A 13,875-nucleotide genomic window follows, 5' to 3' on the forward strand; every position below is an offset into this window, starting at 1 on the left:
CTATACGCACATATAAAAATATCGAGACAGAACTGGATCGATAAGAGTAGGGCATATTCCGGTGGCCCGGTGAATGATATGCCGGGCTTTTAGGGTGAACGGAAAGCTAGGAAAAAATAATAAAAGAGAAATTTGAGCAATGAGAGAGATACCCTTAAATACAAATCGCCAGCTAGATCTATTGAGGACGTCTGTAAGTGTTCTAGTGTTGTGCAGTGTTGTTGGTATGGCAAATGCCCAGAGCACCAGTGAATCTGATACAGAGAGTCTGGTGCTAGAGGAAGTAGAGGTATTGGGTATTCGCCGGAGCATGGAGAAAAATCTCGATGTAAAGCGTTTTTCCAATGCGGTGGTAGACTCAATCACCGCTGAAGATATGGGTAAATTTCCCGATAAGAATGTTGCAGACTCTTTGCAGAGGGTTCCGGGAGTATCCATCGTTCGAAGCGGCGGCGAGGGTGCCGAGGTAAGTATCCGAGGAACTGCACCTGAGCTCACTTTTACCCAGCTAAATGGAAACTATATAGCCACTCCCGGCGATGATCCATCCCGATCATTTTCCTACGCATTGCTACCTTCAGCGATGATCTCCCGAGCGGATGTGTATAAAAGTCCAGAAGCAAAACTGGATGAAGGTGGGATAGGTGGTACTGTAATTTTACACACCCGCAAGCCACTGGACCTGGATTCCGGGGAGGGCATGTTATCCATTGAGAGTACTTATGCTGATGTTACTGAGGAGTACGAACCTCAGTACACCGGTTTTTACTCATGGAAAAATGATCAGGAAACCTTTGGTGTATTGTTTGGATACTCAAAGCAGGATCGTCAGAACCGGGTAATTAGCACCTCGGTAGAAAACTGGGGTTGGCAGGGAGATGAGTCCCCCCAGGCTGGCGTAGAGGCCAGGGGGCCGATGGTGGATATCGACGGTAATGAATACCGGGATTTCTATGCGCCGCGAGCCGTTGTCGGTAGTGTATTGGAAGAGGAGCGGACCCGGGATGGCATGCAGCTAAGTGCCCAATGGCGTCCGGTAGAACAGCTGGAATTTGGTGTCAATTATTTCCGCTTTGAGCTGGGCGGCAACTCAGAGAATTATCGTATCGTATTTCCTGAGTGGAACTACGGGGATGCAATAGCGCCGGGCAGTCTCAAGTTTGATGAAGATGGTGATACTCTTCTCGGCATTGGTATGCTCGATCGGGGCCAGGCAGAGTTACAGTCTCCACAGGTAGCTGGTGACTACACTCGAGCGGAATATGTTTCGGATACGCTGGATTTCAATATCAGTTACGAGGGAGATGGGTATAGTGCTCGTCTGGTAGTCGGTAATACCAGTGCAGAGGGCGGCCCCTCTGAGAAATTGTTTGCATCAGTCAATTCCCGTTATGGCACTGCAACCGATTGGAGCTGGGATCTCAGCAGTGGCACTGCCGAAATTGATACCAGTGCAGATCTGGGAGATCCCAACACTTATCCTTTATATGACTGGTTCTCATCCCATTGGACCAGCAGCGAGGACGATGAGAGTTACTACCAGCTGGACGTTTCCATCGATATGGATTATGCCTGGCTTACCTCCCTGGATGTTGGGGTTAAGTACCGGGACCATGAGATAAACCGCCGCATCACCAAACAATCCTGGGATGATGATAATCCTCCCTGTCCAACGATTAACTGGGGTGATGTTGATGGAGCTTGTTACCCCTGGTGGCCAAGTGATTCATTCCACACTGACCCCGATGGTGTGCCCGACACAATCGATATCCTTTCAAACGGCCCTCTCGATAATATTATCGGCGGTGTGAATGTGCCAAATTTCGCTTATCTGGAGTCTGATAAGTTAAAAGAGTTTCTATACGCAACCTATGGTGACCCTACGGTAATCGTCGAGAAAAATCAGGTTTACCGGGTTGGTGAGGAAATTACGGCTGCTTATGTACAGCAGAATTTTGCCTTGGCAGTCCTGCGCGGAAACTTTGGCATTCGAGCAGTCCAGACCAAGCAGTATGCGAGCACCTACGACAATATTGATGGGGTCTTACAGGACGAACCCAATATACGTGACAGCAGCAATACTGATATTTTACCTAGTGCTAATATCGCTTGGGATATCTCAGATGAAATGGTTATGCGCGCAGCTCTCGCTAGAGTCGTAGCGAGAGTGGAATACGATAATCTCGGGGGTTCTGAAGTGATCCACGCTCCTTTGCCCGGCTCAACAGTCAGTCAAGGGTATGCAGGCAATTCTGAATTGGAGCCTTATAAAGCTGATCAGTTTGATTTGGGTCTGGAGTGGTATTTCGATGATGCCTCTGCTGCAGGACTGACCTTGTTCAGAAAGGATATTGCTTCGTTTGTAATCAACGGCAGTTCCATGGTGACAAGGGATGTCGATGGTGTTACCCGGACAGTGTCTATGTCTATGCCGGTTAATGGCACTGATGCTACCGCGCAAGGTGTAGAGCTGTTTGTTCAGTATGCCTTTGATAATGGCTTTGGAGTCTATGCAAACTATACCTTCACAGATACGGAGCTAGCTGAGATTGACTCTGAAGGTATCAAATCCAAAACAGAAATTGCCGGCACTTCGAAGGAACAGTACAACCTGTCCCTCTACTATGAAAATACCGACTTTAGCATTCGCGCTTCTTACAATTATCGGAGTGACTATGCAGACGGATTCCACAATGGCATGAACACTTTCACTGATGAATACGATCAGTTGGATGTTAATGCATCTTATCGTTTGATGGATAACCTGACGTTGACCGCCTCAATAATCAACCTTACCGAAGAGAAGGTGGATAGATATTGGGGTGAGGAAAACAGGGTCTGGGGCTCCTCATATTCAGGCCGACGAGCTTATATGGGGCTGACTTATAGTTTCTAACCTCATTGCCGCCCAGTCACGCGGACACAGGGACGTGTCCGCACCTTTCTGAAAATTTTTAATTTCATATCAGCGTACTCAGTTTAGGCGCAATTGAGTATTTTATTAGCTCTCATATATCAATTCGATCTAGGAAATGTGTGCATTTTATACTAGTACTCAAGTGGAGGAGTAATTTAAAGTAGTTTGAATGGAGGGATTTATCATGTTTAAAGTATATATAGAAGACACAGCACCCTATGCTCTGGGAGTTGCTGTCGCAGTCTACACTACCTGTTAATAGAAGGTAGTTATTTTGAAAAGTGAGATGGCTCTTAAATATAGGGACGTCTCACTTGAGGGTAGTAAAAATTAATTTAGATTTCAGAGATTCTGCCTTTCTAGTTTTCTTACCAATATTACTAAATATGATGGTTAAGCGATGAAGAAAGGTTCCGCTTTATTAGATAGTTTCTTTCTCTATTTCAGTGAAAATGAAGTCATCTTGTGGGATGTTGTTCATCACGATCAGTGGGCTTTGGATAAAGAAACCCTCATAAATATTCTGGATAAATTTTATTCCGATGTGCAGACAGGAGAAACTAAGGCAGCAGATTTTCTTCAAAGTAATGGGGCCTTCATCAGTGGTGATCTAGCCCGGAAACAATGGGGTTGGGATGTACTATCCTGGTTTTACCATTATGGCACCAAGCTTTCGTTACCGCCCTCAACTGAGGACAAAGAAGGGGACAGTGAAGATCCCAGGGTATCTTGGGTAGGGCAGTATGTTGACTACTGTAAACAGGTGCCGGAAAAGGCTAAAGGCAAGTACAATTATCCAGAAGTGGATATTCCACTGAATAGCTTTCCTATCACCAATCAGCTGGAATCTGTGTTTGGGACTCGTTTTTCTTCACGAAAATTTGTACCGGGAGCTACTTTAAAGCGAGAGCTTTTGGAAAAGATTCTCTTTCACTGTGTCAAATTCCGTACTTCTCCGTTTGTTGAAAAGTTTTATAAGGCCCACTCAGACAAAATAAATTATTTTGGGTATTTTCGCAGCAGCCCTGCTGGCGGCGCCTTACAAGCTACAGATATATACCTGATAGTGCACTCGGTACAGGGGATTGATCCCGGTATTTACCTCTATAATCCGATTGATCATGGATTAACCAAAGTCGGCGATGCTGTTAGCCATGATAAGATACGTCGTTTGTTGGTAGGTCAACCCTATGCCGAGGGTGCCGCAGTTAATATTTGCTTTGTCTGCAAATTTAATCGGTTCTGGTCTAAGTATCGTCATTCTCGTATCTATCGGATGGCTTACCTTGAAGCGGGTCATTTATCTGAGAATATATTTCTCTACGCTCATTCCCTAAAACAAGACGTGTTTATAGCCGGCGCTTTTTATGATGAAGAGTTTGAGAGTCTATTGAAGCTGGATAAGGATAGCGCCATGGTCTTTTTTATGGCTATTGGGGAAGGAGAGCATGCCTGTTTCCCGGTAGAGTACTTGCCTTCTGATTCAACAAAATTGGATTAATGAGTAATAGTTAAATGTTTTGCCTGAAAAAAGAACTTTGACATTGCGGTAATCGATGATTTTAGGGCCAAAATAACCAGTTTGGGATTTCCAATGAGCATAAAAGAGAAAAGGTACTTATGGTGAGGTGAAAACTGCAAAGCAGTATGCCCCACCGAAATAGATAAGGATAAGGTGCGTTAGTGCAGGGTGTTGACCAACCGTGAACTTAAGCGCATGGTGGGGGAGAAGCGGATCATATCGATTAGAGAGTCGATATAGCGTTCACCGAGTTCGCCGATATCTTCAATTCTTGAGGATAAGAGCCAAGTTTCAATCACACCGAACAGGCCACCGTGTAACATCTGCATCGCGAGGTCTGTATCAAGATCTTCGGGCAGTTGGCGCTCGGATACTGCGAGGGCAATCAGTTGTGCCATTCGCTCAAGCCCGCGGGTGCGCCCTTGCTTCATACGCAAGTGGGCTTCATTGTTCTCGGTAACCTTTTCTTCACAGGGATGGAAGATAATCTCAAGTACCTGCTGCCACTCTGGGTTACAAGCAATTTCCTGAAACAGCCACACCCAGCGGGTTCGCAGTGTACCGAGGGGATTGGCGTTGAGTTGCTCGCCGGCGTTATTACAAAGTTGTTCGCCGGGTAGTACCATGCGTTCTGTCAGAGCGAGTAGCAAACCGGTTTTGCTGTGAAAGTGGTCGGCAACAGCACCGCAACTAACTCCAGCCAGCTTTGCAACTTCAGAAAGGGAAGGGCGACACACTCCATACTCATGAAACACATTGAGCGCGGCGTTTAATATACGCTCACGGGTGGTTAAAATTTGCTCATCTCTGCGTTTGGTCATGGGGAACTGCAGCTTCTTTAATCAATTATTAGTTTCACTCTGACTCATTTTTACAGCAATTAACCGCAAACGGACAAAGGGACTTTCTGTGCAAATCCTTGAATATACTGGGTGAAAGTGCATGTTAGATGAAAATTGCACGATTATGAACAGTTGAACATGTTTCGTACGAACCCATAAAATGCCACGCTACTTTAATTGGATTTCCCTGTCACTTAAAAATTCCGCTAGCTGCCAACTTTTTGTCTGTGCAGTCAGGTTTAGAGGTAGTCATGTTAAAAGCCCGAGCCCTCACCAGTCTTTTGGTCGCTTCCGCATTGTTGGCGGGATGTAACGAGGAAGCTTCGGCTCCACCGGGAATGGTCCCCCAAGTGACCGTAGTCACACTTCAGCCTGAATCAGTCACCCTTACCAGGGAGCTTCCGGGGAGGACTTCACCGTTTAAAGTGGCCGAGGTTCGCCCGCAGGTTAATGGCATCATAAAACGCCAATTGTTCCGTGAAGGTGGCCAAGTCAGTGCAAATCAGCCGCTTTACCAGCTAGATGACGCTCTCTACCGTGCTGACGTTGATAGTGCCAAAGCAAATTTTCAAGGTGCAAAGGCGGCTATGAACATCGCTCGCCTCAAAGCCGAGCGTACCGCGAACCTGGTAGGTAATGGTGCCGTTAGCACGCAGGAAAATGATGCTGCAGAAGCCGATCTTCAGGAGGCCCGAGCCGATGTAGCCGCAGCTCAGGCGGAGCTGCACAGGGCGGAAATCCAGTTGGAATATGCGCGGGTTACCTCTCCGATTACTGGCCGAATTGGCAAGTCAACAGTTACTCAAGGCGCTCTGGTAACGGCCAATCAGGCCGGAACTTTGGCTACAGTGCAGCAGCTAGATCCTATCTATGTTGAGGTTACCCAGTCGGCAGCTGAGCTTGTTAGCCTCCGCCGAGCACTTCAAGCGGGCACACTGGCCGACGCCACTCATCTACCTGTGACAATCCTATTAGAAGATGGCAGCGAATTTGAGCACCAGGGCAAGCTGGAGTTTGCCGAGGCCAGTGTCGATCCCTCAACTGGCAGCGTGTTGTTGCGAGTAGTTGTCCCAAACCCGGATACCATGCTGTTGCCGGGTATGTATGTGCGCGCAATTGTCGGTAGTGGTGTACGTGAAGACGCAATTCTGGTACCTCAGCAGGGAATCGCGCGGGACCCAAAGGGCAACACCTCAGCCATGGTTGTTAATGAGGAAAATGTGGTTGCCCAGCGATCTGTGCGGGTTAGTCGTACGATTGGCAATCGCTGGCTAGTGGAAGATGGGCTCGAGGCCGGGGACAGGGTCGTAGTTGCCGGACTGCAGAAAATTCGCCCAGGAGCCCCGGTACAGGCCAGCGAGCGCGAAAATGAGCAGCTGCCGGCGGCTGAAGGCGATCAACAGGCTGGCGAAGCGCCTGCACAGCAGGGGTCTTAAGGGTAGGGGTTATGGCAAGTTCTTTTATCAATCGGCCCATCTTTGCCTGGGTGCTGGCAATTATCACGATACTGGCAGGTGTGTTGTCTATCGGCGAGCTGGCAGTTGAGCGCTATCCAAATATTGCGCCACCGTCGATCAATATTGAGGCAAATTATCCGGGCGCTTCCGCCAAGGTGGTTGAGGATTCGGTTACTCAAATCCTTGAACGCAACATGAAGGGCCTCGATGGTCTCCTTTATATGTCCGCCACCAGTCAATCCAACGGTGGCGTTTCAATCTCTTTAACTTTCGAGAATGGAACTGACCCGGATACGGCCCAGGTCCAGGTGCAAAACAAAGTGCAACTGGCGATGCCGCTGCTGCCACAGGAGGTCCAGGTACAAGGAGTAAATGTTAGTAAGTCTCGAGGTGGCTTCCTAATGGTTGCCGGCTTTGTGTCTGAAGACGGCAGCATGAACCGCAATGATATTGCTGACTATATCAATTCGGCCATTGTTGACCCGATCAGCCGGGTGCCAGGTGTGGGCAATGTGCAGGTATTTGGTTCCAAGTACGCGATGCGGATTTGGCTCGATCCCAATAAGCTCACCACCTATGAACTTACTCCTGATGATGTTACCGACGCAGTGCGGGCCCAAAATGCACAAGTTACGGTCGGAAGCCTCGGTGCTGCTCCCTCTATTCCAGGACAACAACTAAATGCGGCAATTACTTCCCAGGAACGTTTGCAAACCCCTGAGGAGTTCCGGGATATTATCGTCAGAGCCAATGACGACGGCTCGCTCTTGCACCTCGGCGATATAGCTCGGGTCGAACTAGGTGCGGAGAATTATGAGTTTATTTCCCGTTACAATCGCCAGCCCGCAACCGGCATTGCAATTAACTTGGCGACTGGGGCCAATGCCCTGGAAACTGCTGAGGGGGTGAAAGCCAAGTTGAAGGAGCTGGAGGCTTACTTTCCCCGTGGCCTGACCTCAGTAGTACCGTTTGACACGACACCGTTCGTTGAGGCCTCTATTAAGGGTGTCATCACCACCCTGATTGAAGCGATCGTCCTGGTATTCCTGGTGATGTATCTGTTTCTCCAGAACTTCCGCGCCACGTTGATTCCGACGATTGCAGTACCCGTGGTACTGATGGGCACTTTTGCCGTGCTCGCTTCGCTGGGATTCTCGGTCAATATGCTCACAATGTTTGCCATGGTGCTGGCCATTGGTCTGCTTGTGGATGACGCCATTGTGGTGGTGGAGAATGTCGAGCGGGTGATGCGGGAGGAAGGACTCTCCCCTAAAGAAGCGACTAAGAAGTCGATGCACCAGATTACTGCGGCACTAATTGGCATTGGCGTAGTTTTGTCGGCAGTGTTTGTGCCTATGGCATTTATGGATGGCGCCACCGGCGTGATCTACCGTCAGTTCTCCGCCACGATTGTTGCCGCTATGGCGTTGTCAGTGTTGGTGGCGATTATCCTGACACCAGCGCTTTGTGCGACCTTGCTGAAGCCAATATCCAAAGGGAAGGGGCATGGGGAGAAGGGCTTTTTTGGCTGGTTCAATCGCAACTTTGATCGAGGTAGCCAGCGCTATCAAGGTGGAGTGCGAGGTATTTTGAAGCGCAGCGGTCGTTTCATGCTGTTGTTTGTTGCGCTTTCCGCAGTCATGGCCTTCCTATTCCTACGGTTGCCCAGTTCGTTCCTGCCGGATGAGGATCAGGGTGTGCTGTTCTCCATGGTGCAGGCGCCGGTGGGGGCAACCCAGGAGCGCACTATGAACTCTATCCGAAAAGTAGAGGACCAGTTCCTGAACAATGAGCAGGGTATCGTGAAATCAGTATTCTCGGTACAGGGGTTCAGCTTTGCCGGCAGCGGGCAAAATACCGGTATTGCTTTTGTAAATTTGGAAGATTGGTCCCAGCGTGAAGAAGAGTCTCAGAGCGCTGGGTCTGTCGCCATGCGCGCGATGGGTGCCTTGATGCAAATTAAAGATGCGATGGCTTTCGCTTTTGCACCTCCGCCACTCCCCGAGCTGGGTTCTTCTGGTGGTTTCAACTTCTATCTTCAGGATAATGGCAGTTTGGGCCATGAGGCATTAACTGCAGCCAGGAACCAGTTTCTGGGAATGGCCGGGCAGAGTGAATTTTTGGCTAATGTTCGCCCCAATGGCCAAGAGGATACCCCGCAATTCCGTGTAAAAATTGATAATGCAAAAGCAGCTGCGCTTGGCTTGTCTATCGACGATATAAACAGCGCCTTGAGTACAGCATGGGGCGGCTCATACATTGATGATTTTATCGATCGCGGGCGGGTGAAACGGGTGTATATGCAGGCTGATGCTCCCTTTAGGATGGTCCCGGAAGACTTCCAATTGTGGTCAGTGCGTAACGATAAGGGCGATATGGTACCGCTATCATCCTTTGCCAGTTTTGGCTGGGAGTACGGTTCCCCCCGCTTGGAGCGCTATAACGGCGTTCCCTCAATGCAGGTTAATGGGCAGGCTGCACCCGGAGTCAGCTCTGGTGAAGCAATGGAAGAGGTTGAGCGCCTAGTGGCGCAGCTACCCGCAGGTATTGGTTTGGAGTGGAGTGGTCTCTCATATCAAGAGCGCTCTGCTGGAGCACAAACCCCATTGCTGTATACCTTGTCCCTTTTGATTGTGTTCTTGTGTTTGGCTGCTCTCTATGAAAGCTGGACAGTGCCGACAGCAGTACTATTGATGGCTCCTTTGGGAATCCTGGGTGCGGTACTGGCCAATAGCCTAAGGGGCATGGAGCGCGACATTTACTTCCAAGTCGCGATGCTGACTACAGTGGGGCTAACCAGTAAAAATGCCATCCTGATTGTGGAGTTTGCCAAACAGAACCTGGAAGACGGTATGGAGTTGGTGGATGCCACGATGCGAGCTGTACGGGACAGGTTACGCCCGATTTTAATGACATCTCTCGCTTTTGGTTTGGGGGTGTTGCCCTTAGCCATAGCAACCGGAGCTGGCTCAGGTGCCCAAAGGGCAATCGGTACCGGTGTGTTCGGCGGCATGATTGTTGGAACTCTACTGGGAATCTTCTTTATCCCACTGTTCTTTGTTGTGGTGCAGCGGTTGTTTGGCAAGAGAGTGCATAAGCAGGAAGTGGAGCAGGCTAAACAAGACGGCTCTTCAGAAAAAAAGAGAGAGCAGAAGCGGCTGAAGCGCTTTAACAGAGCTTTAACTATAAAGTAAATAAAGCCAGGCCAGGTTAATGGGCCTGGCTTTTTACTTTCTGGCCCCCCATAAGCCACAAGATCCCTGAATAGGATGCTACTGCGAGTCTCAAGATACAAAGTGAACCTCTTTAGTTCCAGCTCCGCCAACATGTCATCGTTTTAAATTATTCGCTGAAGTAATGAAGCATTAGCAATGATTTAAATCAAGAAGCCGAATAGTGTTTGGAGTCAAAATGCTAATCCCAGGCAAGGTGAGTAGCTATCCATACATGATTGAGCCTCACTTCCAAGCTAGATAGAGTGCAGTATAGAAGCCTGATATGGGCGTTCATAGATTATTACTTCTATGGGGCCACCGATATTGCATAAATGTTTTTAGCAGATAATTTAAAGTGAAGAGTCGGGATGGATTTAAAAGTTAAAGAAGGTCAAGTGTGGAAATATGATAATCGAGAGGGCGAGGAGAATTCGCGGGTTATCATATTAAAAATTGAAGAGTCTAAGGACGATTCAATGGTGGTACATGCTCAGATTTCAGGCATTAAAATTTATAACCCTAATAGTGGAGAGGTCATTGAGGAAATTACTCATATGCCGTTTTCAATTGAGGCACTAGGGGCGAGTTTAAATGAGCTGATGGGGGAGTCTGAGATACCTGATTTTGAGGAGGGCTATGATTCGTGGAAGAGAGAATATGATAACGGTAAAGCGGGTGTGTTCACTATTTCTATAGGAGAGGCTGTGAAGTATATGGATGATGCGGTGAACAGCTAAATAATAGATTTGCTACCACATTTCAGCGACAAATGGTGAGTATTCAAAACTCTGTGTCAGCCATAGCCTCAGAGGCTGATGTATTTCTCCAAACGATCGGGGAAGTGGATCGTTAGCTGTGACAGCGTCAGATTCCAGTTTTGAATTGGGTGCGTCCGGCGCTCGGAGGCTTTTAGTATGCCGGCGTACAGAAGCTTCAGTAAGCTATTCTCATTGGCGAAGTCTCCCTTGTTTTTGGTCAGCTTGTGGAATTGCCTGTGGACGGCTTCCACTGCATTTGTCGTATAGATCGGTGTGCGGATAGATTCCGGGTACTTAAAGTGGGTAGAGAGAATTGTCCATTTACTGCCCCACGACTTTATCACCATTGGATATTTTTCTTCCCACCGAGCTTCCAGCTTATCTAAAGCGCTCTCGGCGGTATAGAGCGTTGCCGCTTTGTAGATGCACTTAATATCAGCTATAAAGGTCTTCTGATTTTTTGAAGCTATATACTTCAGCGAGTTTCGGGTCTGGTGAATGATGCAGTGCTGGATCTCGGTATTTGGGCAGATGATCTCTATGGCCTCGGGAAAGCCCTGGATGCCATCAGGATATCTTTGACCCCACGGTTATGGAGGTCAGTTAGGACGTTCAGCCAATGGCGGGCGCCTTCTTGGTCGGATAAATAGAGTTCCAACAATTCATTCTTGCATTCGATATTGAGACCAAGAATCGTGTAAATGGCCTTGCTAGCATAACGACCATTTTCCTTGATCATATAATGAAAAGCGTCGAGCTAGACGATAGGGTAAATAGCCTCCAGATCACGCTCACACCAGGCTTTAAGCCCAGGCACAGCTTGTTTGTAACTGTGTTGTTGGCACCGTTGGAAAGCTCCATTCCACAGATATCGGCAATATGTGTACGAATGTTCTGGTAGCTGTTACCCAAGGCAAACAGGGCAGTGATTTTGCGCTCCAGTTCGTCGGTAAGCTGGGCTTGATGCTTCACGATTTGAGACTCAAAAGAACTAGCACGGTCCAGTGGCGTCTGCAGTTCGAAGCTACCGGCGGGACTTTTCATGGTTTTTGAGGTGGTACCATTCTTGCGGTTGGGCTTGTCCCCGCTGGCGAGGTGCTCCTCCAATTCCGCCTGCATGGCCGCCATGGTTTGATCCCCGTGGTAGATCTTTCTCATTACCTTTAAAGCCAGATTCTGCGAACCTGTTTCGCCATCTAGCAATTTTATGGGCACTAAAGGGCAAGCGTTCAGTAATTTCTCTGTTCGATAAATCTTCATCGCCAATCAATACAATTGACAGGCGCTCTTTGATTCCCGCTGGAGTCTTACCACTGCGACAGAGACGTTGAAACTCTTTACGTTCCTCTTCAGTGAGGGCTATTGTTACGGGGGTGGACATTGTCTGTATACCAAAAGCAGCAGTTGGGTCACAAATTATATTTAAATAGTTTGTTCGTTACACCACTACTAGTTAAGTAGAGACCGCTGATCAAACTACCTGAGAAACATCCTCCATACCTCGAAACCAAGCATGCGCTAAAACTGAGGTCTTTCCAGCAAGTGCTCAGTGGAGGGTAAGGTGAAGGATGGTCTTTCTTTCGTAACCTGATAGCAAAATCCATAAGATAGCTTCAAAACATACTCAGTTATCAATAGGTTTCAGACCTACTTTTCTACATTGTAGCTGGGGAAGGCAAGGCTCAATCAATTTATGAGGCAACTTATAGTTCTTAGTTAGTTTGAGCGTAAGCCTGTTCACATTTAATTTTTTACATTCTGTGAATACAGGAAAGAAATCAATTCCAAGTGGTGAAGTTTCGTATGTTGGTGGAGACTTTAGCAATTCTTGATGGCGGTATGGCCACTATTTCAATGAACAACCATAATATCCATACTTATTTTTTGAGTTTTAATAGGTATATTTTGTAGAGAGGAATCTACAGTATGACTTTAGTATCGCTCCTTTTTTTTCGGTTTTGAAATGTGCATGGAAAATTCCTTAATTGATAAATTTAATGCTCTAACCCATATTGTGAGATGTTTATCCTAATGTGTTTGTTATGTCAGGTGTGGATGATTATGTTGTTGTTCGGAAAGCAGGTTTGCGGCTATTAATAGCGGGCGGGGTGATGCCCTTACGGATTTTACCATTGATCTGAATTTATTAATCTGTAAGTATTGAATACAGCTAGACCCGGATAGGGAATTTTAACTAACCTTTTAATTGATAGAGATTTTTATGAAAACTCGTGAATTCGGAAACGTAATAATACATAAAAAAGATAACTCGACTGGGGGAGAGGCCATTCTTTATGCGCATGGTTCATTTGATAAAGGCTCCAAAGTTGTGGCGCTGCCAGGAAAAGTAGCAATGTACTTTTACTCCTTTCATGGCTCTGCTTCTACTGATCATGCAGTTAAAAGTTTGACTAAAACGGGTAAGCCTGCCGACGAGGATAACGAGAATGAGTTAGTCACATTTAGCGAAGCTAAAAAATTTCTGAGAATGGGGTCTGGAAAAGCGATTTCTATTGCTGGCTGCGGTGCAGAGGTTCGCAACTACAATCTTTCGTATAACGAAAAAGGCGGTCCACATCTGGATAATATCAAAACCGCTTGGGAAGGTGGACTTCATGCCCACGATCTGATTTTAGTGAAAGAGGGTGCCAACATTAAATTGGCTGATGTTTTCAAGGTTATCACTGAAAACAAGTTAAAATACACTAGGATACATTTCACTGCTTGTCGGTCACCTAGCCGAGGGAATGATTTTGACCAGCAGAAGCCTTACCCGTACTAACTTATAGAATTTCCGCTCATACCCTAATTCTATGGGGTATGAGTATTAATGGCGCTTTACCGAGGGCAGTCCCAAGCCTTTTACACTACTTTGGTGACATGGAAGATCCTAGGCTTGGTCGACGTAGGCAGCACGCCCGACCCGATATTTTACTTATCATGTTTTGCGGTGTCATTTGTGGTGCGAAAATCTGTAGAGATTTGTTGACTTCGCAGAGTCGAAGAAGGGTTATCTAAAAAGATTCACACCGCTAAATAACGGAACGTCCTCAAAAAACACTTTTAACCGGGATGTTTCGTAAGCGATTAAGCAAGCCCACCTAAAACACCCATCAACTTTTCTCTACTCTCCTGTTTTTTAACGATCAGGAATTCTCAATGAG

The 13,875-nt window shown here is 47.3% G+C and carries 8 protein-coding genes and 1 pseudogene; 7 read left to right on the plus strand and 2 right to left on the minus strand.

Features of this window, described 5'->3' with window-relative positions; all coding sequences use genetic code 11:
• The first annotated feature begins 139 nt into the window (after positions 1-139).
• Positions 140-2,896, plus strand: coding sequence for a TonB-dependent receptor (locus P0078_RS01700; RefSeq protein ID WP_282932749.1), 2,757 nt, complete (start codon positions 140-142; stop codon positions 2,894-2,896).
• A gap of 421 nt (positions 2,897-3,317) precedes the next feature.
• Positions 3,318-4,418 carry a SagB/ThcOx family dehydrogenase gene (locus P0078_RS01705; RefSeq protein ID WP_282932750.1) on the plus strand — a complete coding sequence of 367 codons (1,101 nt, stop codon included), beginning with the start codon at positions 3,318-3,320 and terminating at the stop codon, positions 4,416-4,418.
• Positions 4,419-4,597: 179 nt separating this feature from the next.
• Here P0078_RS01705 and P0078_RS01710 read toward each other — a convergent pair whose 3' ends face one another.
• Complete coding sequence (locus tag P0078_RS01710) at positions 4,598-5,260, minus strand: TetR family transcriptional regulator (protein ID WP_282932751.1); 663 nt, start codon at positions 5,258-5,260, stop codon at positions 4,598-4,600.
• Positions 5,261-5,532: 272 nt separating this feature from the next.
• Between P0078_RS01710 and P0078_RS01715 the strand changes: the two genes are divergently transcribed.
• The 3 genes from P0078_RS01715 (at position 5,533) to P0078_RS01725 (ending at position 10,690) form a co-directional block, all read left to right on the plus strand.
• Positions 5,533-6,717 (plus strand): efflux RND transporter periplasmic adaptor subunit, encoded by a 1,185-nt coding sequence (locus tag P0078_RS01715; protein WP_282932752.1) that lies wholly within the window; start codon positions 5,533-5,535, stop codon positions 6,715-6,717.
• Positions 6,718-6,728: 11 nt separating this feature from the next.
• Entirely contained in the window at positions 6,729-9,932 is a 3,204-nt protein-coding gene (locus P0078_RS01720) for an efflux RND transporter permease subunit (RefSeq protein WP_282932753.1), read from the plus strand.
• Positions 9,933-10,321: 389 nt separating this feature from the next.
• Complete coding sequence (locus P0078_RS01725; RefSeq protein WP_282932754.1) at positions 10,322-10,690, plus strand: hypothetical protein; 369 nt, start codon at positions 10,322-10,324, stop codon at positions 10,688-10,690.
• A gap of 68 nt (positions 10,691-10,758) precedes the next feature.
• Here the strand turns inward: P0078_RS01725 and P0078_RS01730 are convergent.
• A pseudogene (locus P0078_RS01730) lies at positions 10,759-11,884 on the minus strand (IS256 family transposase).
• A 1,048-nt stretch (positions 11,885-12,932) separates the two neighbouring features.
• On the opposite strand from P0078_RS01730, the gene P0078_RS01735 reads away from it, so the two are divergent.
• Positions 12,933-13,493: a putative adhesin gene (locus tag P0078_RS01735; RefSeq protein WP_282932755.1), complete on the plus strand. Its 561-nt coding sequence runs from the start codon at positions 12,933-12,935 to the stop codon at positions 13,491-13,493.
• 38 nt (positions 13,494-13,531) lie between these two features.
• Positions 13,532-13,729: a transposase family protein gene (locus P0078_RS24405; protein WP_353057036.1), complete on the plus strand. Its 198-nt coding sequence runs from the start codon at positions 13,532-13,534 to the stop codon at positions 13,727-13,729.
• Positions 13,730-13,875 lie beyond the last annotated feature (146 nt).

The organism is Microbulbifer sp. VAAF005 (assembly GCF_030012985.1).
In the GTDB taxonomy this organism is placed as follows: domain Bacteria; phylum Pseudomonadota; class Gammaproteobacteria; order Pseudomonadales; family Cellvibrionaceae; genus Microbulbifer.

Coding starts and splice junctions, on each gene's coding strand:
- P0078_RS01725 (WP_282932754.1), top strand. CDS start 10,322: ATGGATTTAAAAGTTAAAGAAGGTCAAGTGTGGAAATATGATAATCGA.
- P0078_RS01735 (WP_282932755.1), top strand. CDS start 12,933: ATGAAAACTCGTGAATTCGGAAACGTAATAATACATAAAAAAGATAAC.
- P0078_RS01715 (WP_282932752.1), top strand. CDS start 5,533: ATGTTAAAAGCCCGAGCCCTCACCAGTCTTTTGGTCGCTTCCGCATTG.
- P0078_RS01700 (WP_282932749.1), top strand. CDS start 140: ATGAGAGAGATACCCTTAAATACAAATCGCCAGCTAGATCTATTGAGG.
- P0078_RS01705 (WP_282932750.1), top strand. CDS start 3,318: ATGAAGAAAGGTTCCGCTTTATTAGATAGTTTCTTTCTCTATTTCAGT.
- P0078_RS01710 (WP_282932751.1), bottom strand. CDS start 5,260: ATGACCAAACGCAGAGATGAGCAAATTTTAACCACCCGTGAGCGTATA.
- P0078_RS24405 (WP_353057036.1), top strand. CDS start 13,532: ATGAGTATTAATGGCGCTTTACCGAGGGCAGTCCCAAGCCTTTTACAC.
- P0078_RS01720 (WP_282932753.1), top strand. CDS start 6,729: ATGGCAAGTTCTTTTATCAATCGGCCCATCTTTGCCTGGGTGCTGGCA.